The following is a 20,061-nucleotide window of genomic DNA, read 5'->3' as shown; positions in this document are numbered from 1 at the left end:
GGCCGCACCGTCGTCGGGTAAGGCGGCGGCGGGCGACGGAGGGAGCGGATCGATGGGGGCGCCGGACCGCCGGTACGCGATCGGCAGCGGGACGACCCGACCGGTCGGCGAGGCGCCGATGATGGGCGTGCGCACCGCGTCCGACCCGGCGCCGGGGCGGTCGGAGAACGAGGACCACGTCTTCCGGTTCGGCCCGCTCGTCGGCGTCCTCGACGGCGCCACCGTGCCGGACGGCTTCGACACCGGCTGCGTGCACGGCCCGGCCTGGTACGTCCGGCACCTGGCCGCCCGGATCGGCCTGGCGGTCGCCGCCCGGCCCGCGGCCACGCTGACGAGCAGCCTGGCGGCGGCGATCCTGGCGGTCCGGGCGGACCACGGCGGCGCCTGCGACCTCGACCACCCGGGCACCCCGTCGTCCACCGTCTGCCTGCTGCGCGAGGGTGGTGACCGGGTCGACTACCTGGTGCTCTGCGACAGCCCACTGGTGCTGGACACCGGCGACGGGATCGACGTGGTCTCCGACGACCGGTTGGAGAACACGCTGGCCGATTTGCGCCGGACCGTCGCCGCGCCGCCCGACGGCGAGGCCGATCCGTCGACCCGGTTCCGGCGGGCCGTGACGGCGCAGCGGACCCGGATGAACCGTACCCACGGCTACTGGGCGGCGGCCGCCGACCCGGACGCGGCGTACCACGCGGTGACCGGGACGGTGCCGCTGCGCGGGCCGGGGGCGCTGCGCCGGGCGGTGCTGCTCAGTGACGGCGCCTCCTGCGCGGTCGAGCAGTTCGGCCTCTTCGACTGGGCCGGGCTGCTGGGGGTGGTGACCGTGGAGGGCCCGGCGGGCTTGATCGACCGGGTCCGGACGGCTGAGCGGGAGCATCCGGAACGGCTGCGCCGGCGCAAGCGCTCGGATGACGCGTCGGTGGCGCTCTGTGAGTTCGAGCCTTCGGCGTGAGCACACTCACCCCGGAACGGGCCGGTCGGATGACAACGGAGCGTGAGCCGGAACACCCCGGGGGTACGACCGGCCGCACCGCTCCGCCGTACCGGCAATGAGTCGGCAAAGGGGTGGACGAGCGCTGCACCGGGCGGCAGACTCCGGCTCGTGACAGGTGCGGTGAAGCTGGAGCCGGTGGACGAGCGGAACCTGGAGCCGTTGCTCTCCGTAGCGGCGGCGGAGGCGGAACCGGAGGACGTGATGCCTCCGGTGGACGCCCCGGCCGGTTGGTCGCTGGCCCGCCGGGACGCCTTCCGCGAGTTCCACCGGGCCAACTTCGGCGGCTTGGACGGCCCGACCGGCACCGTGATGTTCGCGATCGTGTCCGGCGGCGAGGTGGTCGGCATGGTGCGGATGGCCCGCCGCGACGAGCCGGGGACGGTGGAGACCGGAATGTGGCTCGGCCGGTCCGCGCGGGGCCGTGGTCTGGGCGCCGCCGCGCTGCGGGAACTGCTGCACGCCGCCGCGGCGGCCGGGATGCGCACGGTCGTGGCCGACACGACGCCGGACAACGCCGGGGCGATCTCGGTGCTCCGCAAATGTGGCGCGGAATTGCGCCAAGAAGGCGGAAAGACGTACGCCAGAATGTGTCTGGATTCGGCCCTCCCGACCCACTGAAGTCGCTGCTTGCCGTTCGGCAATCATCTCACATTTTCCCTGCTGGTTAGTGCCTGGATGCGAAGTTTCGCCCCGCGGGCGACGCCTTTCTGGTTCCGCTGGGAAAATGTTTCGCCAATGTTCTGACGGGTACTGCCGGCCGGGTCCGCTGATGCGGGACACCGGTTCGCAGGCCCTTTTTCGCTGATCCCCGGCAGTTGTGTCCGGGCCTGCTCCACCCAAGAGGTGTCCCTTCCCCCGGGGAGCGAAGGAGAACTGATGAAGAGCGGAGCACGGATCGCGCTGGCGGTCGGTTTCGGATATGTCCTCGGTCGCCGCCGGAAGCTGCGGACGGCACTCACCCTGGCCGCCGCCGTGGCCGCCGGACGGGCCAGCCAGAATCCCGGCGGCCTGAAGCAGATGGCCGGCGGCCTGCTCGGGTCGAACCCCCAACTGGGCAACCTGAGCAAGCTCGGCGCGCCGCTGGTCACCGCCGGCCGGGCCGCGGCGACCGCCGCCGCCGGCAGCGGTATCGACGCGGTCAGCGGCCGGCTGCGGGGCGGCGCGGACGCGTTGCGCCGCCGCTCCGGCGCGCCGTCGGGGGAGCACGGGCAGCGGTCCGCTCCGGACGAGGAGCAGGAACTCGACGACCAGCCCGACGCCGACCACGACGAGGCCGACGACCAGACCGACGACGAGGACCGCGCCGAGCAGCCGGCCCCCGCGCGTCGACGCCGGGGGCGGTGACCATGCCCACGACCAACAGCCTCACCGACCGGGCACGCGACCAGATCGGTGGCGAACTGCGCAACCTCGCCACCGCGATCGGCGAACGCGCCGTGCAGGTGGTGACCGAGCGGATCACCGGCGCCACCGGACGACTCGGCGAGTACGCGAAGGAAGGCGGCGGTCCCGGCCTGATCGCCGCGGCCACCGGCGCGCAGAAGCTCGCCGACGGCCAGTCCCCGCTGAAGGCCATGGTCCATGCCGGCGTGGCCGGCGGTAAGGAGAAGCTGATGTCGGCGTTCGGCGGCGGCAAGGGTGGCAAGGGCGGCGGCAAGAAGCTCAAGGTCACCAACATCGTCGAAACCATCGAGGTCGGTGTGCCGGTCCGGGTGGCCTACAACCAGTGGACCACCTTCGGCGACTTCCCCAGCTTCATGAAGAAGGTCGAGCAGGCCGACAACGACGAGGACGAGAAGATGACCTGGAAGGCGCAGGTCCTCTGGTCGCACCGCACCTGGGAGTCGACCATCGTCCGGCAGATCCCGGACCGGCTCATCCACTGGCGGTCCAAGGGCGACAAGGGCTCGGTCGACGGCACGGTCAGCTTCCACGAGGTCGGCCCGGAGCTGACCCGCATCCTGGTCGTGCTGGAGTACCACCCGCAGGGCTTCTTCGAGCACACCGGCAACCTCTGGCGTGCGCAGGGCCGCCGGGTCCGCCTGGAGCTGAAGCACTTCGTCCGGCACGTGATGACCGAGACCGTGCTCGACCCGGACTCGGTCGAGGGCTGGCGGGGCGAGATCCAGGACTCCCAGGTGGTCAAGGACCACGAGACCGCGCTCCGCGAGGAGCAGGAGGGCAGCGGCCAGCAGGAGCCCGGCCGGGAGGAGGAGCCGGCGGAGGAGCGCCGGCCCGCCGAGCGCGGTCGCGGCCGGCCGCCGCAGCGCCGCCGTCCGAGGGAGGAGGAGCAGGAGTACGAGGACTACGACTCCGGCGACGACTTCGACGACGACGAGTACGACGAGGAGCCGCAGGAGGAGGAGCAGCCGCCGCGTCGCCGGCAGCCCGAGCGGGCCCGCCGCCCGCAGCGCGCCGAGCGGGCGCCCCGTGAGGAGCGGGCGCCCCGTGAGGAGCGGGCCCGCCGCGCACCCGAGGCGCCCCGCCGGCCGGTGGTCCGGCGTCGCCGTGAGGAGCGTGGCGAATGAGCGTGGCGACATCCGGTCAGCCGGGCAGCGCGTTGGAACGCACCGGTGGCGGCGGTGGTGGCGGCACCCTCGCCGACGTGGTGGAGACCGTGCTGGACAAGGGCGTGGTGATCGACGCCCAGGTGTCGGTCGCGGTGGTCGGCATCCAGCTCCTGGAGATCAACGCCCGGGTGGTGATCGCCAGCGTCGAGACGTACCTGCGGTTCGCCGAGGCGGTCGACCGGATGAGCATCGTGCCGAAGGACCAGAAGACGCTGCCCGACCTGGTCGACGACGCCGCCGGCGCGGCCACCAAGGGCAAGGCGGTGGCCGGACTGGGCAAGGCGGCGCAGGAGATCAGCGGCGCGGTGTCGGACTCGCTGCGGGACCGGGGCGACGGGCGTGAGCGGTCGCGCAGGCGGGACGGGGAGAAGTGAGATGACCCAGGACAGCGGGCTGTTCATCTACGGCATCGTGCCGTCCGACGTGGAGCCGACCCCCGACGCCGAGGGGGTCGGCTCCCCGCCCGGGGAGGTGAACGCGGTCCGGCACGGCGAACTGGCCGCGCTGGTCAGCGAGGTGGGGCTGGAGGAGCCGCTGGGCCGGCCGGACGACCTGACCGCGTACGAGCGGCTGCTGGACGGCACGGCGGTGGTCGCGCCGGTCCTGCCGGTGCGGTTCGGCACGGTGGTGACCGGCGAGGACGCGGTCGAGGACCTGCTCGAAGCGCACCATGACCGCTTCGCCGCCGCCCTGGAGGAGTTCGAGGACCGGGTGCAGTACACCGTGCACGGGCGCTTCGACGAGCAGGAGTTCATCGGCGAGTTGCTGGCCGCCAACCGGGACGCCGCCGCGCTCGCCGAGCAGGTGCGCGGCCGACCGGAGGCGCAGAGCCGGGAACAGCGCATCCGCCTCGGCGAGATGATCAGCCAGGCGGTGGAGTTGCGCCGGGAGGCCGAGAACCGCGAGCTGATCGACGCGGTGGGCCGGTACGCGGTGGCGGACGCGGCCCGCGCCCCGAGCCACGAGCTGGACGCGGTGCACGTCGCCTTCCTGGTCGCGGACGAGGACGAGGACGAGTTCATCGGGGCGTTGGAGGACTTCGCCGAGCAGCGGCGGGAGCTGATCCGGATGCGCCTGATCGGGCCGCTGGCGCCGTACGACTTCGTCAGCGCGCACCAGCTGGTGGAGTGAGCATGGACATTCTCTGGATGCTGCTGACCCTGCCCTACGCGCCGGTGCGCGGGCTGACCGCGATCGTCAAGGTGGTCGCCCGGGAGGCGGAGTCGCAGCAGCACAGCCCGGTCAACATCCGGCGTGAGCTGGAGGAGCTGGACCGGGCCGCCGCCGCCGGTGAGATCACGCCGGAGGAGCGGGACCGTGGGCAGCAGCGGGTCCTGGAGCGACTGACCGGGCCGGCCGACGACCGTACCCCGTCCCGACGGAACGGGGCGCCGCGGCGGCCGGCGGGCGCGCGGCGGGAGACCACCGACCGCCGCGACGAGCCGCGCCGGGCACAAGGGGGGCGACGATGACATCCGCACGGACAGGGGACGACCTCGACGAGTACGACGAGGACGCGATCAGCGCGGCCGAGGCGGCCCGGGAGGGGCTGCGTCAGGTGGTGGCGCTGACCGGCCGGGACGCGCTCGGGATCACCTCGATCCAGCCCACCGACGACGGTTGGCTGGTCGGGGTGGAGGTGGTCGAGGACCACCGCATCCCGGCCTCGACCGACCTGCTCGGGCTCTACGAGGTCGAGCTGGACATGACCGGCAGCCTGCTCGGCTACCGGCGGACGCGCCGCTACCAGCGCGGCAAGGGCGACGGGGGCTGACATGAGTCAATCGCGGATGCCCTCGGTGGTGCAGAACTCGGGCCAGGTGCTGCCGGCCGGGAACGAGCCGGCGAACCTCGGCGACATCCTGGAACGGGTCCTCGACCGGGGCATCGTCATCGCCGGCGACATCCGGGTCAGCCTGCTCGACATCGAACTGCTGACGTTGAAGCTGCGGCTGGTCATCGCCTCGGTGGACACCGCGCGACAGATCGGCATCGACTGGTGGGAACACGACCCGTGGCTCAGCTCCCGGGCCCGCCCGCCGGTGGAGCCGGGTCCGCGCGACCCGGAGGAGGTCGAGGCGTCGCGCCGGCCGCGGATCGCCACCCGGGCCGCGAGGAGGGACCGGGATGAGTAGTGCGACCGCCGAGCCCGTCCCGGCGGCGCCGGCGACCGGGACCGGCGTCTGGCTGCACGGGGTGGTGGCCGAGGTGGACCCGGCGTTTCTGGCCGGGGTCGCCGGGATCGCGGGCACACCGGTGCGCCCGGTCGCGGGCGCGGGCCTGGTCGCCGTGGTGGGCGACGTCCCGCTGACCGAGTACGGCGAGGAGGCGTTGCGCCGCAACCTGGAGGACCTGGGTTGGCTGGAGCGGTCCGCCCGGGCGCACCACGCGGTGGTGGACGCGCTCGCCCGGTCCGGCGCCGTGGTGCCGGCCCGGCTCGCCACCGTCTACCGCGACGACGAGCGGGTGACCCGGGTGCTGGCCGAGCGGCACGACTCGTTGGCCGGCACGCTGGCCCGGCTCACCGGCCGCGAGGAGTGGGGCGTCAAGGGGTACGTGGTGCCCGGCGCCACCCCCCGCGTCGAGGAACCAGCCGGTGGGGGCGGGGCGGGTGCGGCATACCTGCGGCGGCGTCGGGCCCAGCTCACCGCCCGCGAGGAGGGGCAGCGGATCGCCGCCGACGCGGCCGCGGCCGTGCACACCGCGCTGGCCGGGCACGCGGTCGCCGCCCGGCGGCACGCGCCGCAGGACCGGCGGCTGTCCGGCGCGCCCACCGCCATGGTGCTCAACGGCGCCTACCTGGTGGAACGCGCCGGGGTGGCCGCCTTCTCCGCGTTCGCCGGCGAGCTGGCCGACCGGCATCCGGAACTCCGGTTCGAGCTGACCGGGCCGTGGCCGCCGTACTCCTTCGTGGCGGAACCGGCGGCGGAGTCGGCGTGGGAGTGACGACGCTGGCGCCGAGCAGCGCCGACGACCCGGCGGTCTACCAGCAGGTCGCGTTGGTCGACCTGCTGGACCGGGTGCTCGCCACCGGTGTGGTGATCACCGGGGACATCACGTTGGCCATCGCGGACGTGGACCTGGTCCGGATCTCGCTGCGCGCGCTTGTCGCGTCCGTCGGCGCGCTCGTCCCGCCCGATCCGGCGAGGTTGCCGTGACCGGGCGGGACGAAGCGGCGGAGCTGGTGGCGGCGCTCGGCGAGCCGCGGTGGCGCCCCGGGTGCGCCCCCTGGACCGCCGGCTCGCGGTCGACCAGGACTCGGTCGAGCGAGGGCTGGCCAGCCTCGTGCTCACCGTCGTCGAGCTGCTCCGCCAACTCATGGAGCGGCAGGCGCTGCGCCGGGTCGACCTCGGCGACCTGACCGACGACCAGGTCGAGCGGATCGGCACCACGCTGATGGCGCTGGAGGAGCAGATGACCCAGCTCCGCGAATACTTCGGGCTGGCTCCCGAGGACCTCAACCTGGACCTGGGCCCGCTGGGCCCGCTCCTCCCCACCGACTGACCGAACCTCCGCCGGGGAGGCTCAACGGTGGGAGTCGGCGTAGGACTCCAGCCGGGCCAGTTGGGCCGGGTCCAGGGAGGGGCGGACCCGGGCGCGGGCGGACTCGACGTGGGTCGCGGTCACGGTGGCGGCGGTCAGGGACTCGCGCATCGCGGCCAGGGCCGCCTCCCGGACCAGCGCCGTGCAGTCGGCGGCGGAGAAGCCGTCCAGTTCGGCGCCGAGCGCGTCCAGGTCGACGTCCGGCGCGAGCGGGACGTGCCGTGCTGCGGCCCGGAGGATCTCCGCGCGGGCCGGGCCGTCCGGCGGTGGCACGTAGACCGGGCGTTCCAGCCGGCCGGGGCGCAGCAGCGCCGGGTCGATCAGCTCCGGCCGGTTCGTCGCGCCGACCACCACCACGTTGCGCAGCGCCTCCACCCCGTCCAGCTCGGTGAGCAGCGCGGCGACCACCCGGTCCGTCGTACCCCCGTCGGTGGCCTGGCCGCGCACCGGCGCCAGCGCGTCCACCTCGTCCAGGAAGACAAGCGTGGGCGCCGCCTCGCGGGCCCGGCGGAACAGCTCGCGGACCGCGCGTTCGCTCTCACCCACCCACTTGGAGAGCAGCTCGGCCCCCTTCACCGACAGCACGTTCGCCCGTCCCGAGCCGGCCAGCGCGGTGACCAGGTAGGTCTTGCCGCAGCCGGGCGGCCCGTAGAGCAGCACACCGCGCGGCGGCGTCACGCCCAGCCGGGCGAACGTGTCCGGGTAGGTCAGCGGCCAGAGCACCGACTCGGTAAGCGTCTGCTTCACCTCGTGCAGGCCGCCGACGTCGTCAAGCGTCACCGAGGCCAGCTCCAGCGTGGAGGCGGCCATCGTGGTCGCCCGGACCACCTCCAGCGCGGCGGCGAAGTCGGCCATCGCCACCGTCGGCGTCTCCGCCGACTTCTGCCGCAGCGCCGCCCGCACCCCGGCCTCCCGCACCAGCGCGGCCAGGTCCGCGGCGACGAAACCGGGGGTACGCGCCGCCACCTCGTCCAGCCGGACGTCGCCGGCCAGCGGCACCTGCCGGGTGAGCACGGTCAACTGTTCCCGGCGCAGCGCCGCGTCGGGCAGCGGCACGGTGATCCGCAGCGCCAGCAGGTCCGGGCCGCGTAACGCCGGGTCCACCTCCGCCGGCCGCCCGGTGGTGCAGACCACCGCCGCCCCGGCGCGCAGGATCTCGTCGACCACCTGCCGGAACACGGTGGCCAGCGGCCCTGGCTCGTCGGCCGGGGCGAGCGCCTCCACATCGGTGACCAGCAGCACGGCGGGTCCGCCGGCGCGTACCGCGGCAGCCGCCTCGCGCAGCCGGCGGGCCGCCGCGTCGTTGGCCAGCGCGGCCAGCTCCGGCGCCCAGAGCGGGCGGATCGGGGCCCCCACCCGGGCGGCGACCGCACGGACCAGCGACGACTTTCCCGAGCCGGCGGGGCCCTCGACCAGCACGCCGAGCGAGACCGTGGTGGCCAGCCGGCCCAGCACCTCCCGGTGGTGGAAGCCCAGGTCCAGCAGTTCGGTCAGCTCCTCCGCCTGGGCGCGTAGGCCGGGCAGCTCGTCCACGTCGGGCGCGTCCGCCGGCCCGAGCAGGCCGTCGGCCGTGCCGTCCACCTCGGACCGGCCGCCGGCCGGGTCTCCGCCGCCGGCCGGGGACCGCTCGCCCGGGGAAGCCGTGCCGGTCGGGGCGGGCGTGCCGGTCGGGGCGGGCGTGCCGGGGGCCGGGCGGGCGGCAGCCCCGCTCAGGGGGCCGGCGCCGTGCGTCGCGGCGCCGTGCTCCCAGCCCACCACCGTGTCCATGGTGACCAGCACGCCGCCGGCCGGCTCGGCCGCCACCACGTTGAGCAGCGTGCTGGTCCAGGCGTACCCGACGGAGCTGGCGAGGCTGCGCCGCGCGGCCTCGACCAGGCCGCGCACGGCGGCGTCCGGGAGCACGTCCTGCGGAAGCAGCGAGACGTCGTCACCGGCGGTGACCACCTTGCCCAGCAGCGCGAGCCGCAGCATCTCCGGGGGAACCGCGGCGGACACCGCCACCGGACCGGCAAGCGTGACCCGGTTCGCCGGGGTGCAGGGCAGCGGGCGCACCGTGACCTGGCCGCCGGCCCGCAGGCCGAGGTTGCCGAGCAGGAGGTCGTCGGCGTGGAGCAGGACGCTGCTCGTGCCCGGGTCGGCCGCCGCCGCGATGCCGGCCGTCACCCGCCGGCCGGTCAACCGCACCGGGTCGCCCGGGCGCAGCGCCAGCGCGGTCAGCACCTCCGGGTGGAGGCGTACGACGCCCCGGCGGGCGTCCAGCGCGGCCGGCCGCAGGCTCGCGGTCAGGGTCAGGTCGGGTTCCGCCACCCGCCGACAGTAGCCGCCGGGCCCACCTCACCGCCCGGGTCAGCGCGGGCCCGGGTCCTCCAGCAGCGACGGGTCGCGGCGGATCATCTCGGCGAGCCGGGCCGCCGGATCGGCCTCCAGCGGGTCGTGGCCGGGCGCGACCACCGTCTTCACCGACATCGGCCAGGCCGGCGGGGGTGTCGGCGCGGGCACCGGACCCACCGTCACCGCCGGGCCCGCCCAGGAGACCCGCAGCGGGTACGCCTGCTCGCCCAACTCGACCCGCAGCGTCACGGCGAGCCCGGGGTGCTCGGCGACCACCCGCCGCACCGCCTCGGCGATCTCCTCGACCGGGTCCCGCCGCAGCGGCGCCTCGCCACCCCGTAGCGCCTGGCCGCCCCGCAGCCGGTACGCGCCGTGCCCGGCCCGGTGTTCCGCCGGCTCGACCGGGTCCGGGTCGCCGACGGGCGTCTCCCGGTCGATCTCCCCGGCCGGTTCGTCGGGCAGTGGCGCCCGGCGGCGCTGCGCCTCCTCGCGCCGGGCCAGCCGGGCCAGTGTCTCGTCCAGATCACCTCTCATCGCGTCCACCCCTTCGCAGATCACGGACCGAACCGGCGGGCGGTTCAGCGTTCCCGGGCCCGGGTCGCCCGGTCCAGCGCCCGGTCGAGGACGACCAGCAGGGCGTCCCGTACGGAGAGCCGGTCCCGGGCGTCGAACTGCACCAGCGGCACGTGCTCGGCGATCGCCAGCGCCCAGCGGATCGACGGCAGGTCCAGGGCCAGCCGCCCGTCGAAGGCGTTCACGCCCACGGCGAACGGCAGCCCGGCCCGCTCGAAGAAGTCGATCGCCGGGTAGCAGTCGTCGAGCCGGGCGCTGTCCACCACCACCAGCGCGCCGAGCGCGCCCCGGGCCAGGTCGTCCCACATGAAGCCGAACCGGGCCTGGCCGGGCGTGCCGAAGAGGTAGAGCTTCAGGCTGCGGTCGATGGTGACGCAGCCGAAATCCATGGCCACCGTGGTGGTGGTCTTCCCGGCCACCCCGCCCGGGTCGTCGACGCCGATCCCGGCGGTGGTCATCTCCGCCTCGGTGGTCAGCGGGGCGATCTCGGAGATCGCGCCCACCGTGGTGGTCTTGCCGACACCGAAACCACCGGCGATCAGGATCTTCACCGGGATCGGCGGCCGGGGCGCGGGCACCCGGCTGACGATCGGGGTGGGTTCGCCGGGCCCACTCGCCGGCCGGTACGGCAACGGTGGCCCGGCCGACGGGGGCGGCGTGGCCCGGCCGATCAGCGGGACCGGGTTGCCGTAGCGGGCGGGGGCGCTGTTCGCGGCCGGCCCGCCCTGGCCGGCCGCCCGCCATTCAGGAGATCGCACGAAGTCCATCAATCACTCGCAGGATGAGATCGGGATCGAGGGCGTCGTCGACGTCCGCGACGTGCACGTCGAGGTGGCCGGCGGCGCGCAGGTCGCCGACCAGCACCCGGGTCACCCCGAACTGCATCCGGGTCCGGGCGGAGATCTCGGCGACCGACACCGGCTCGGCGCAGATCGCGACGATCGTGGCCAGCTCCGGAGACAGCCGGGCGGTCACCGCCCACGCACCGCTGCCCGGGCGGGCGGTCACCTGGGTCTCCAGGCCGATCGACGGGTCGCCGTCCACCCGTCCGCCGGTGATCACGAACGGGCGTGGGCCGGGCGGCTCTCCGTAGCCGTCGTCCGCCGCCGGAGCCGGGGCCGGGGCGGACGCACGCAGGAAGGGGCGGATCCGGACGCCGGGTTCCGGCTCCGGGTCCCCACCGGCGGCCCCCGGGATCATTGCTGGACGGCGTTCTTCAGCTCGGCGATCAGGCGGGGGCTCAGGGCGCCGCCGGCGCGGCCGGCGAAGAGCGTCATCTCGTACGCCACGGTGCCCAGGTTGGCCGAGCGGTCGGCGACCACGCCGAGGACCGAGCCGCTGCTGATCGAGCTGATCAGCAGGTAGCCCTCGGCCATGTCCACGATCACCCGGTTGAGCGCGCCCAGCGCGTACCAGCTCGCGGCGCCACCGGCGAGGCTGGTCATGCCGGAGACGACGGCGGCGAGTCGTTCCGCGTTGGACCGGTCCTTGATCGCGGACATGGCCATCAGCAGCCCGTCCGAGGAGACCGCGATCGCCTCCATCACCCCGGCCGTGCTCGAGGTGAACGAGTCGAGCAGCCAGTTGAAGGTGCGCGCCTCGGGGCTGAGGTCGCCGTTGGTGCTCTCGACGTTGTCGTGCAGGAACGGGCTGGTCACCGTGATGGATCCTCTTCGTAGCGGCGGTCGGGACTGACTTCGCGCAGCGCGCGGGCGACGCCCGCCTCGAACTCGGTGATGAGGTTGCGGACCTCGACGGGATCACCGGGGTCGGAGCTGGTGGGGGGTGCGGGCGGCACCGGGGAGACGGACAGGTTCGCCCCGGGCACCCGCCGGCTGAGCCGGGGTAGCTCCGGTGCCGGCTCGGGCGGCGTGACGTCGTCCTCGGCCCGGCGTACCCCGTCCTGGAACGCCTCCACCAGGGCGCGGACCGCGGCCGGGTCGTCGGGGACGCCGATCAGCGGCCCGATCACCGGCCCGGCCGGCGCGGCCGGCGGCCCGGACGGCAGGTTCGCCCCGGGCACCCGCTTGCGGATCGGCCGGGTCCCGGCCGGCCCGGCCGGCGCGCCGACGGGGCCGGGGGAGGACGGTCCGGCGGCCGGCCGGTCGGACGGGCCGGGAGGTGGCCCGGCCGGCGGGTAGCCGGCGGGCGGCGCCGGGCGGGGCGGAGCGGCGGGGCGTGCCGAGTGTGCGGGTCCGGCCGGTGACGCCGGGCGGGCCGGTCCGGTGGGTGGCGCCGAGTGGGCCGGTCCGGTGGGTGGCGCCGAGTGGGCCGGTCCGGCGGGTGTCGGGCGGGCCGGAGCGGCCGGTGGCGCCGGATGGGCCGAGCCGGCGGGCGGTGGGGCGAGGGCGGGGCCGGGGGGGGGGGGGGGGGGGGGGGGGGGGGGGGGGGGGGGGGGCGGGGCGCCCGGGGGGGGGGGGGGGGGGGCGGCCCCCACGACCGGTGTCGGCGGAGTGGTGCTCGCGGGACGTGCCGACGGGCCGGCGGGCGGCGTGGTGGGTGACCCGGTCGCGGGCGGCCAGGCGGGCGGCGGGCCGCCGGTGGGGAAGCGGAGGTCGGCGGCCGGCGGTTCGTCGGCGGCCGGCGCGAGATCCTGCGGGTCGCCCGGCTCCGACTTGCCGGCCTGGCTGCCGAAGGCGTTCCACGGGTCACCGCTGGTGATGCTGCGGGTCGCCCGGCTCAGCAGCTCGGCGTCGAAACCGGCCGGCTCGGCGGAAGCCGGCGGGGCGACGATCGCGTGCTCCGCCGGCGCCGGTTCCGGCCGCCGCTCGACCGCCGGCACGGTGGCCCGCGCCGCGGTCGCCCCCACCGGCTCCGGCCGGCGGATCACCAGCGAGCCGCCCGGGATCTCCACGCCGGCGGTGACGCCGCCGCCGAGCGTCGCCGAGAGCCGTACGCTCCAGCCGTGCCGGCGGGCCAGCCGGCCCACCACGAAGAGCCCCAGCACCTCGGTCGGAGCGAGGTCGAGCCGCTCCCGCCGGGTGAGCCGGGAATTCTCCTCGGCGAGCCGCTCCGCGGTGAGGCCGATGCCGTGGTCCACCACGCTCAGCCGGGCACCGCCCTCGGTCAGCTCGCCGGCCACCACCACGCGGGTGTGCGGCGGCGAGAAGGCGGTCGCGTTCTCCATCAGCTCGGCCAACGCCAGCACCAGGTCACCGGCGATCGCGGGCGCGGCCGAGACGCCGGGCGGGACCTGCACGTCGACCCGGGTGTAGTCCTCGATCTCGCCGAGCGCGAGCCGGACCACGTCGGCCAGCGGGATCGGCGCCACGTGGCCGTCCGAGCCGGTGGCGCCGGAGAGCACCACCAGGCTGCCGGCGTTGCGGCGCAGCCGGCTGGAGATGTGGTCCAGCCGGTAGAGGTGCTCCAGCCGGCCCGGGTCGGCCTCCTGCCGCTCCAGCCGGTCGATCAGCGCGATCTGGCGGCCGACCAGGTTCTGCGTACGCCGGCCGACGTGACCGAACATCTGTGCCACGTTGCGCCGGCCGGCCACCTGCCGCTCGACCAGCCGGGCGGCGGTGTGCTGCACCCGGTCGAAGGCCCGGGCCAGGTCGCCGATCTCGTCCCGGGCGCCGACGTCCACCGGGTCGAGGCGGACCGGCGGCACCGACTCGGTCTCGTCGTCGGCCACCCGGGTCAGCTCCGCCTCGGTGACCCGGGCGACCCGCTCGGCGGAGCGGGTGAGCCGGCTCAGCGGGCGGGACACGGTTCGGGCCACCGTCATGCTGAGCAGTACGACCAGGAGCAGGATGACCGCCGCCGCGCCGGCGACCAGCCAGGCCGCGGTGAGCGCGTCCCGTTCGTCGGTCCGGGTCTCCGCGATGACGTCCGCGACGACCTTCTTCTCCACGAACTGGCCCAGCGTGATCATCGAGCGGACCGAGGGGAAGAGCTTGTCCAGCGGCAGCGGGGCGATCGCGCCGACCGGGTCGCGGACGCTGTCCCGGAGGAAGGTCTGGCTGGTCCGGGCCGCCACCGCCGCGTCGTCCAGCAGCGCCAGCCTCAACTGTGCCGGCGTGATCAGCTTGCGGAACCGCGCGTTGTCCACGTTGAGCGCCGCCATGCAGGCGATGTACGAGGCGGACACCCCCGGATCGCCGGTCGCGCGGACCAGCACGATCTGGGTGGCGCACGAACTCAGCGCCTCGTCGGTGCGCAGCAGCGCGTCCAGCGCGAGCACCTGGCGCCCGGCCGAGGTGTCGGTGTCCACCCGGAACGGCAGCCGCAGCGCGTCGATGAGCGCCAGGTCGACCTTGGCGAAGGTGTTCAGGATCTGTTCCGGCGTGGCCCGGCCGGCGAGCGTCGAGGTGCGGACGTCGGCCAGCCGGCGTACCCCTTCGAGGGACTCGCGGACCGGCGTCGGCAGCGATTCGGCGCGCAGGTCGGCGGCCCGGTCGTCGACGGTGGCGGACTTCTGGATCAGCTCGGTGCGGGTGACCTGCCCGAGCAGCAGCCCGATCGAGAGCAGGCGTTCCTGCTGGAGGTCCTGGATCAGGCTGCCGAGCCGGCTGGCGACGCGGACGGTCTCGGCGGTGTCGGCGGCCCGCTGCGCGGCGGCCACCCGGTCGATGACCACCGGCACGGCAAGCCCGACCATGCTGAGCAGCGGGATGATGACCAGCAGGGCGAGTTTGCCCCGGATCCGCAGCCTAGCGAGCAGCATCGAACGGCCTCCACCGCTCGGCCTCGGCACCCGTGCCCACCCCGACGGGTAGGCGGTCGGCGTCCCGGGCGGTGGCCGGTGGGTCCGGGTGGACCGCCGGGGGCAGCGCGGCCTCGGCCGGCGCCGGACGCGCCTGGCCGGTCGGGCGCCGGAACAGCGTCACGGCCAGCCCGATGAGCAGCGCGACCGCCACGCCGGCCGCGAGCCGGGCGAGCAGCCGGTCCCGGTCGAGTGCGTCCAGCCGCTTCTCGAGCAGCGTGTCGAGCTGGTCGAGGATGACGGTGCGGAGCTGCTTGGCGGCGGTCTGGGCGGTGATCCCGGCGGCGGTGAGCTGGTCGGGGCGCGGCGCGGCCCGACCGCCGCCCGCGGCGGTGAACGCTTCGAGGGACCGCTGGTAGGTGTCCAGCGGGGTGAGCACGTTGGCGCCCAGGTCGGTGCTCTCCGAGCTGTCCACCGCCGCCCGCAGGTCGGCGACCAGGTCGTTGGCCGGGCCGAACGCCGCCACCCGCAGCTCGGCCAACTCGATGCCGGTCTTCGCGCGCTCGGCGGCGGGCCGGGCGGAGGCCAGCCGGACCAGGTCGGCGAGCCGGCCGGCCAGCACCGTCGCGGTGGGCAGGTCCCCGCCGATGCCGTCCTGCAGGTAGAACGAGTCCGACTGCGGGTCACGGATCAGGCCGGAGCTTTCCCGTACTTTCCGGTAGAGGGCGAGCAGCAGGTCGTTGGCCTCGCCGTACGCCCGGTAGGCGGCCTCCGGGTCGGCCAGGCCCCGGTCCGGCAACCCTTCCAGCTTCGCCCGCAGCCCGGCCCAGCGCTCGTGGCTGCGCAGTTCGTCGCCGACGGCGTCGTCCACGCCGGCCACCTGCTCGATCGCGGCGTTGAGCGCGGTGCGGGAGACCGGTGCCCCGGCGACGGCGGTGGACTGGGCCTCCACCAGCGCGTCGGTGACCGGCCCGAGGGCGCGCAGGTAGCGGACGCCGAGCCGCTCCCGGGTGGCCAGGTCGTGGTCGTCCGAGGTGTTCCCCTCGGCCAGCGCGAAGAGCAGGCCGAGCGGGGCGACCAGCGCCAGCGCCAGCAGCAGGGGCAGGGCGCGGCCCGGTACGGAGGGCCGCCGACGGACCCGCGGCGCGGGAACTGTCATGGTCTGTCTCCTCCGGCGACGGCGGGGCGGTCGGTGCGCGGAAGGTCGCCGTACGCAGTCCCGTGCACCGGACCGGAAAAGTAGTCGAACCGGGCGGGGCTGGAGCCGTGGTCGTGGAGTCGGCTTCACGTCAGTTCGTCCTGGCTCACCGATCGTCAACAAATGGGACACTCAGCGTCCGATTAGGCTGGCGAGACGCGGCATCGATGATGATTTGTGAGTGTAGATGTAAATTCACGTGATCCGAATACGTCCCGCTGGGATGCTCTGGACCTTCTGCGGACGACGGAACGTGCGCGCCGAACGGTGTAACCGGACGGACGTACGGCGGATCTCAGGGAATGCTCAGCCGGCGGGCCGTAGCGTGTGCCGCATGAGATCACCGCTGTCCGTCGCGCGGGTCCGGCGCGCCCTGTCCGGCCACCCGCGCCGGACCGTCGCCGCCGTGGTGGTGGTCGCCCTGGTCGCCGCCGCGCTGGTCTGGGCGGTCCGGCCGCAGGGCCCGGACTTCCGGACCGAGTCGGCGCTGGTGAGCGTCCGGTCCGGGCCGGCCGGGGACGAGCCGGTCGACCTGGACACCACGCTCTACCTGCCCGGCGACGCCTCCGAGACCGACCGGGTGCCGGCGGTGCTGCTGGCGCACGGTTTCGGCGGCACCAAGGAGTCGGTGCGCTCCGACGCGGAGGACCTGGTCGCCCGGGGCTACGCGGTGCTCACCTGGACCGCCCGCGGCTTCGGCCGCAGCGGCGGCCAGATCCACCTGGACAGCCCCGACTACGAGGTGCGCGACGCGCAGCGCCTGCTGAACTGGCTCGCCGCCCGCCCCGAGGTCCGCCTCGACGCGGCCGGCGACCCGCGGGTCGGCGTGGTCGGCGGCTCCTACGGCGGCGGCCTGGCCCTGCTGCTGGCCGCGCAGGACCGGCGGGTCGACGCGATCGTCCCGATGATCACCTGGAACGACCTGTCCCGGGCGTTCCTGCCGGAGAGCACCGGCAAGGCGCCCACCGAGGGCGTGTTCAAGAAGGGCTGGGCCGGCATCTTCTTCGGCGGCGGCGGCAACGCCGGCTCCGGCCCGGCCGGCCTGTCCGGCGCCACCGCCGCCGCGCCCGAGGGCGCACCCGCCTCGGCCGGGCCGGCCAGTCCGCAGCCGGGCGCCGGCCCGGGCAGCGGCTCCGGCCGGGCGCCCGGAGCCACCGCCGACCCGTCCTGCGGCCGGTTCGCCGACGACGTCTGCGCCGCGTACCTGCGGATCGCCACCACCGGGCGGGCCGACGACGCCGCGGTCGAACTGCTGCGCCGCTCCTCGCCGGCCGGCGTGCTCGACCGGATCAAGGCGCCCACCCTGCTGGTGCAGGGCGAGGCGGACACGCTCTTCCCGCTCACCGAGGCGGACGCCAACGCGCGCGGCATCGCCGCCGCCGGCACCCCGGTCCGGGTCGCCTGGTTCACCGGCGGCCACGACGGCGGCGCCGGACCGACCTCCGACTCCGACCGGGTGAAGTTCCTGACCGCGCAGTGGCTCGACCACTACGTCAAGGGTGACGGCCCGGCGCCCGGCGACACGTTCACGTTCTCCCGGATCGCCGGTTTCGACGCGCTCGACCGTGGCCTGGTGGCCACCGGCTACCGCACCGACGACTACCCGGGCGTGACCGGGCAGGAGCGCCGCGAGGTCGCGCTGACCGGCCCGGCCCAGCCGGTCGCCGTACCGCCGAACGGCAACCCGGCGGCGATCTCCGCGATCCCGTTCGCCGGGGCGCTCGGCTCGCTGCTGGACGGCGTGGCCGGTGACATCCCCGGCCAGCACGCCCGCTTCGAGTCGGCGCCGCTGGACGACCCGGTCGACGTGGTGGGCGCGCCGACCGTGCGGATCCGGGCGGCCTCGGAGACCGGCGAGGCGGTGCTCTTCGTCAAGCTCTACGACGTCGACCCGCAGGGCGCGTCGACGCTGCCGGACGGCCTGGTCGCGCCGGTGCGACTGACCGGCCTGCCGACGACGCTGGCCGCCGCCACGCCGGTGACGGTGACGCTGCCGGCGATCGTCCGGCGGGTCGAGGCCGGGCACCGGCTGCGGCTCGTGGTGGCGACGTCCGACCAGGCGTACGCCTCGCCGGCCGAACCGGCGGTGCACACCGTGGCGCTCGGCGACGGGCCGCTCGTGCTGCCCACCGTGGACGCCGCGCCGATCCCCACCTCGGCCGCGGTCTGGCGCTGGGTGCTGGCCGGGCTGCTCGCCGCGATCGCGGTCGGGCTCGTCGTGGTCGTGCTGCTCACCCGCCGCCGGCACCGCCGCCAGGACCGCTCCGTGCACCCGGAGTACGCGGGCGTCCCGCTCGCCGTACGCAACCTGCGCAAGGAGTACGCGGACGGCTTCGTCGCCGTCTCCGACGTCGACTTCGAGGTGCACCCCGGTCAGGTGGTGGGCCTGCTCGGGCCGAACGGCGCCGGCAAGACCACCACGCTGCGGGTGCTGATGGGGCTGACCCAGCCGACCGCCGGTGAGATCTACGTGTTCGGGCACCGGCTGGTGCCGGGCTCGCCGGTGCTCTCCCGGATCGGCGCGCTTGTCGAGGGGCCGGGCTTCCTGCCGCACCTGTCCGGGCTGGACAACCTCCGGGCCTACTGGCGGGCCACCGGGCGGCCGTGGGCGGACGCGCACTTCGACGAGGCGCTGCAGATCGCCGGCCTCGGCGACTCGGTGCACCGGCGGACGAAGAAGTACAGCCACGGCATGCGGCAGCGGCTCGCCATCGCCCAGGCCATGCTCGGCCTGCCCGAGCTGCTGGTGCTCGACGAGCCGACGGACGGGCTCGACCCGCCGCAGATCGCCGAGATGCGCCGGGTGCTCCAGCGCTACGCCACGGACGGCCGGGCGGTGCTGGTCTCCAGCCACCTGCTGGCCGAGGTGGAGCAGACCTGCACGCACGCGGTGGTGGTGAACAAGGGGCGGATCGTGGCGTCCGGCCCGGTCGAGGAGATCGTCGGCGAGTCGCCGAGCGTGTTGTTCGACGTGAGCGACCCGGACGCCGCGCGGTCGGTGCTCGACCGGCTGGACGGCGTACGGGTGCTGCCCGACGACGACGGCGCGCTTGTGGTCGACACCAACGGCACCGCCCGCAGCGAGGTGGTGGCCGAACTGGTCCGGGCCGGGATCGGGGTGGACCGGGTGGTGCCCCGGCGCCGCCTGGAGGACGCGTTCCTCGCCCTGGTCGGCGAGAACTCTCGGGGAAGCGGTGACCGGTGATGGCGGATTCTGCGGTGGCGTCGGCGGGCGCGTCCGGCGCGGCTCCCGGGGGCGGGGCGGCGGCCGGCTACCGGCCCTCGGCCACGATGCCGTTCGGCGCGGAGTTCCGGCGGCAGGCGTCGCGCCGGCGTACCCAGTTGGCGCTGGGGTTCATGGTGCTGCTGCCGCTGATCATCCTGGTGGCGTTCCAGTTCGACTCCGGGGACGACGACGGTGGCGGGCGGGGCGAGTTCGCCAGCCTGGCCGACCTGGCCACCTCGGGCGGGCTCAACTTCACCCTGTTCTCGATCCTGGTGTCGGCGTCGTTCCTGCTGGTCGTGGTGGTGGCGCTGTTCTGCGGTGACACGGTGGCCAGCGAGGCGAGCTGGGGGAGCCTGCGCTACCTGCTGGCCGTGCCGGTGCCCCGGGCCCGGCTGCTGGCGGTGAAGCTGGTGGTCGCGCTCGCGTACTCCGGGTTGGCGTTGCTGTTGCTGGCCGGCACCGCGCTGGTGGCCGGCACGCTGCGCTACGGCTGGGAGCCGTTGAGCAGCCAGGTCTCCGCCGAACTGGCGCCGGCCGAGGGGTTGCTCCGGCTGCTCGGGGTGCTCGGGTACCTGGCGGTGGTGCTGCTGGTGGTGGCCGGGCTGGCGTTCCTGCTGTCGGTGACCACGGACGCCGCGCTCGGCGCGGTCGGCGGGGCGGTGCTGCTGTGGATCCTGTCCAGCATCCTCGACCAGATCACCGCGCTGGGCGGGCTGCGCAACCTGCTGCCGACCCACTACAGCAGCGCCTGGCTGGGCCTGCTGTCGTCGCCGATGCAGACCGACGACGTGGTCAAGGGGGCGATCTCGGCGGTCGTCTACGCCACGCTGTTCTGGAGCCTGGCGTTCTGGCGCTTCACCCGCAAGGACATCACGAGCTGAGGTGAAAGGCGGGGCCCCCTATTAACGCATCCGGTGGAGGAAGGGGCCCCGCTTAACGCCTTCTGCCCATATCATGGGAGCGTTCCCATGTGATTGTCCC

At 75.1% G+C, this 20,061-nt stretch carries 19 protein-coding genes and 2 pseudogenes; 14 read left to right on the top strand and 7 right to left on the bottom strand.

Annotated features, from left to right (window positions below):
* Nucleotides 1–52: 52 nt before the first annotated feature.
* From ACGFI2_RS15285 to ACGFI2_RS15230, 12 genes and pseudogenes are all read left to right on the top strand, one after another.
* On the top strand, nt 53–955 hold the full coding sequence (locus ACGFI2_RS15285) for a hypothetical protein (protein WP_393516506.1): 903 nt from the start codon (nt 53–55) through the stop codon (nt 953–955).
* A 150-nt stretch (nt 956–1,105) separates the two neighbouring features.
* Nucleotides 1,106–1,615, top strand: coding sequence for a GNAT family N-acetyltransferase (locus tag ACGFI2_RS15280; protein ID WP_393516503.1), 510 nt, complete (start codon nt 1,106–1,108; stop codon nt 1,613–1,615).
* A gap of 258 nt (nt 1,616–1,873) precedes the next feature.
* On the top strand, nt 1,874–2,341 hold the full coding sequence (locus ACGFI2_RS15275; RefSeq protein ID WP_393516501.1) for a hypothetical protein: 468 nt from the start codon (nt 1,874–1,876) through the stop codon (nt 2,339–2,341).
* Between the two features lie 2 nt (nt 2,342–2,343).
* On the top strand, nt 2,344–3,525 hold the full coding sequence (locus ACGFI2_RS15270) for an SRPBCC family protein (RefSeq protein WP_393516498.1): 1,182 nt from the start codon (nt 2,344–2,346) through the stop codon (nt 3,523–3,525).
* Between the two features lie 77 nt (nt 3,526–3,602).
* Nucleotides 3,603–3,743: pseudogene (gene gvpJ, locus ACGFI2_RS15265) on the top strand (gas vesicle protein GvpJ); the annotation flags it as partial.
* Nucleotides 3,744–3,942: 199 nt separating this feature from the next.
* Nucleotides 3,943–4,698, top strand: coding sequence for a GvpL/GvpF family gas vesicle protein (locus ACGFI2_RS15260; protein WP_393516495.1), 756 nt, complete (start codon nt 3,943–3,945; stop codon nt 4,696–4,698).
* 2 nt (nt 4,699–4,700) lie between these two features.
* Nucleotides 4,701–5,039 carry a gas vesicle protein GvpG gene (locus ACGFI2_RS15255; protein ID WP_393516492.1) on the top strand — a complete coding sequence of 113 codons (339 nt, stop codon included), beginning with the start codon at nt 4,701–4,703 and terminating at the stop codon, nt 5,037–5,039.
* A complete protein-coding gene (locus tag ACGFI2_RS15250; protein ID WP_393516489.1) occupies nt 5,036–5,341 on the top strand; it encodes a gas vesicle protein in 306 nt (101 codons plus the stop codon). Before ACGFI2_RS15255 ends, ACGFI2_RS15250 begins: the two co-directional genes overlap by 4 nt.
* A 1-nt stretch (nt 5,342) precedes the next feature.
* Nucleotides 5,343–5,543, top strand: a pseudogene (gene gvpJ, locus ACGFI2_RS15245) (gas vesicle protein GvpJ); the annotation flags it as partial.
* A 151-nt stretch (nt 5,544–5,694) separates the two neighbouring features.
* Entirely contained in the window at nt 5,695–6,513 is an 819-nt protein-coding gene (locus ACGFI2_RS15240) for a GvpL/GvpF family gas vesicle protein (RefSeq protein WP_393516486.1), read from the top strand.
* Nucleotides 6,504–6,725: a gas vesicle protein gene (locus ACGFI2_RS15235; RefSeq protein WP_393516483.1), complete on the top strand. Its 222-nt coding sequence runs from the start codon at nt 6,504–6,506 to the stop codon at nt 6,723–6,725. Before ACGFI2_RS15240 ends, ACGFI2_RS15235 begins: the two co-directional genes overlap by 10 nt.
* A 61-nt stretch (nt 6,726–6,786) precedes the next feature.
* A complete protein-coding gene (locus ACGFI2_RS15230; protein WP_393516480.1) occupies nt 6,787–7,071 on the top strand; it encodes a gas vesicle protein K in 285 nt (94 codons plus the stop codon).
* A gap of 21 nt (nt 7,072–7,092) precedes the next feature.
* Here the strand turns inward: ACGFI2_RS15230 and ACGFI2_RS15225 are convergent, their stop codons facing one another.
* Genes ACGFI2_RS15225 through ACGFI2_RS15195 form a run of 7 tightly spaced genes read right to left on the bottom strand, consistent with a single transcriptional unit; the run spans nt 7,093 to nt 15,815 of the window.
* On the bottom strand, nt 7,093–9,417 hold the full coding sequence (locus tag ACGFI2_RS15225) for an AAA family ATPase (protein ID WP_393516477.1): 2,325 nt from the start codon (nt 9,415–9,417) through the stop codon (nt 7,093–7,095).
* Nucleotides 9,418–9,456: 39 nt separating this feature from the next.
* Complete coding sequence (locus ACGFI2_RS15220; protein WP_393516474.1) at nt 9,457–9,975, bottom strand: hypothetical protein; 519 nt, start codon at nt 9,973–9,975, stop codon at nt 9,457–9,459.
* 44 nt (nt 9,976–10,019) lie between these two features.
* Nucleotides 10,020–10,781, bottom strand: a complete 762-nt coding sequence (locus ACGFI2_RS15215) for an ATP/GTP-binding protein (RefSeq protein WP_393516471.1) — start codon at nt 10,779–10,781, stop codon at nt 10,020–10,022.
* Nucleotides 10,759–11,214, bottom strand: coding sequence for a DUF742 domain-containing protein (locus tag ACGFI2_RS15210; protein WP_393516468.1), 456 nt, complete (start codon nt 11,212–11,214; stop codon nt 10,759–10,761). The genes ACGFI2_RS15215 and ACGFI2_RS15210 overlap by 23 nt, the downstream gene beginning before the upstream one ends.
* Complete coding sequence (locus tag ACGFI2_RS15205; protein ID WP_393516465.1) at nt 11,211–11,672, bottom strand: roadblock/LC7 domain-containing protein; 462 nt, start codon at nt 11,670–11,672, stop codon at nt 11,211–11,213. The genes ACGFI2_RS15210 and ACGFI2_RS15205 overlap by 4 nt, the downstream gene beginning before the upstream one ends.
* Complete coding sequence (locus ACGFI2_RS15200) at nt 11,669–14,677, bottom strand: nitrate- and nitrite sensing domain-containing protein (RefSeq protein WP_393516462.1); 3,009 nt, start codon at nt 14,675–14,677, stop codon at nt 11,669–11,671. Before ACGFI2_RS15200 ends, ACGFI2_RS15205 begins: the two co-directional genes overlap by 4 nt.
* Nucleotides 14,664–15,815, bottom strand: a complete 1,152-nt coding sequence (locus tag ACGFI2_RS15195; RefSeq protein ID WP_393516459.1) for a hypothetical protein — start codon at nt 15,813–15,815, stop codon at nt 14,664–14,666. The genes ACGFI2_RS15200 and ACGFI2_RS15195 overlap by 14 nt, the downstream gene beginning before the upstream one ends.
* Nucleotides 15,816–16,188: 373 nt before the next feature.
* Between ACGFI2_RS15195 and ACGFI2_RS15190 the strand changes: the two genes are divergently transcribed.
* A complete protein-coding gene (locus ACGFI2_RS15190; protein ID WP_393516456.1) occupies nt 16,189–19,059 on the top strand; it encodes an alpha/beta fold hydrolase in 2,871 nt (956 codons plus the stop codon).
* Nucleotides 19,059–19,961 carry an ABC transporter permease gene (locus ACGFI2_RS15185; RefSeq protein WP_393516453.1) on the top strand — a complete coding sequence of 301 codons (903 nt, stop codon included), beginning with the start codon at nt 19,059–19,061 and terminating at the stop codon, nt 19,959–19,961. The genes ACGFI2_RS15190 and ACGFI2_RS15185 overlap by 1 nt, the downstream gene beginning before the upstream one ends.
* The last annotated feature ends 100 nt before the right edge of the window (nt 19,962–20,061 follow it).

Origin of the sequence: Micromonospora sp. NPDC049282 (assembly GCF_043197045.1) — a bacterium.
Classification (GTDB): Bacteria; Actinomycetota; Actinomycetes; order Mycobacteriales; family Micromonosporaceae; genus Micromonospora.
This window is presented reverse-complemented; position numbering and strand designations above follow the sequence as displayed.

Excerpts from the sequence above, each read along its gene's own strand:
- ACGFI2_RS15285 (WP_393516506.1), top strand. The coding sequence starts at position 53 with ATGGGGGCGCCGGACCGCCGGTACGCGATCGGCAGCGGGACGACCCGA.
- ACGFI2_RS15275 (WP_393516501.1), top strand. The coding sequence starts at position 1,874 with ATGAAGAGCGGAGCACGGATCGCGCTGGCGGTCGGTTTCGGATATGTC.
- ACGFI2_RS15270 (WP_393516498.1), top strand. The coding sequence starts at position 2,344 with ATGCCCACGACCAACAGCCTCACCGACCGGGCACGCGACCAGATCGGT.
- ACGFI2_RS15260 (WP_393516495.1), top strand. The coding sequence starts at position 3,943 with ATGACCCAGGACAGCGGGCTGTTCATCTACGGCATCGTGCCGTCCGAC.
- ACGFI2_RS15255 (WP_393516492.1), top strand. The coding sequence starts at position 4,701 with ATGGACATTCTCTGGATGCTGCTGACCCTGCCCTACGCGCCGGTGCGC.
- ACGFI2_RS15250 (WP_393516489.1), top strand. The coding sequence starts at position 5,036 with ATGACATCCGCACGGACAGGGGACGACCTCGACGAGTACGACGAGGAC.
- ACGFI2_RS15240 (WP_393516486.1), top strand. The coding sequence starts at position 5,695 with ATGAGTAGTGCGACCGCCGAGCCCGTCCCGGCGGCGCCGGCGACCGGG.
- ACGFI2_RS15220 (WP_393516474.1), bottom strand. The coding sequence starts at position 9,975 with ATGAGAGGTGATCTGGACGAGACACTGGCCCGGCTGGCCCGGCGCGAG.
- ACGFI2_RS15215 (WP_393516471.1), bottom strand. The coding sequence starts at position 10,781 with ATGGACTTCGTGCGATCTCCTGAATGGCGGGCGGCCGGCCAGGGCGGG.
- ACGFI2_RS15210 (WP_393516468.1), bottom strand. The coding sequence starts at position 11,214 with ATGATCCCGGGGGCCGCCGGTGGGGACCCGGAGCCGGAACCCGGCGTC.
- ACGFI2_RS15200 (WP_393516462.1), bottom strand. The coding sequence starts at position 14,677 with ATGCTGCTCGCTAGGCTGCGGATCCGGGGCAAACTCGCCCTGCTGGTC.
- ACGFI2_RS15195 (WP_393516459.1), bottom strand. The coding sequence starts at position 15,815 with ATGACAGTTCCCGCGCCGCGGGTCCGTCGGCGGCCCTCCGTACCGGGC.
- ACGFI2_RS15190 (WP_393516456.1), top strand. The coding sequence starts at position 16,189 with ATGAGATCACCGCTGTCCGTCGCGCGGGTCCGGCGCGCCCTGTCCGGC.
- ACGFI2_RS15185 (WP_393516453.1), top strand. The coding sequence starts at position 19,059 with ATGGCGGATTCTGCGGTGGCGTCGGCGGGCGCGTCCGGCGCGGCTCCC.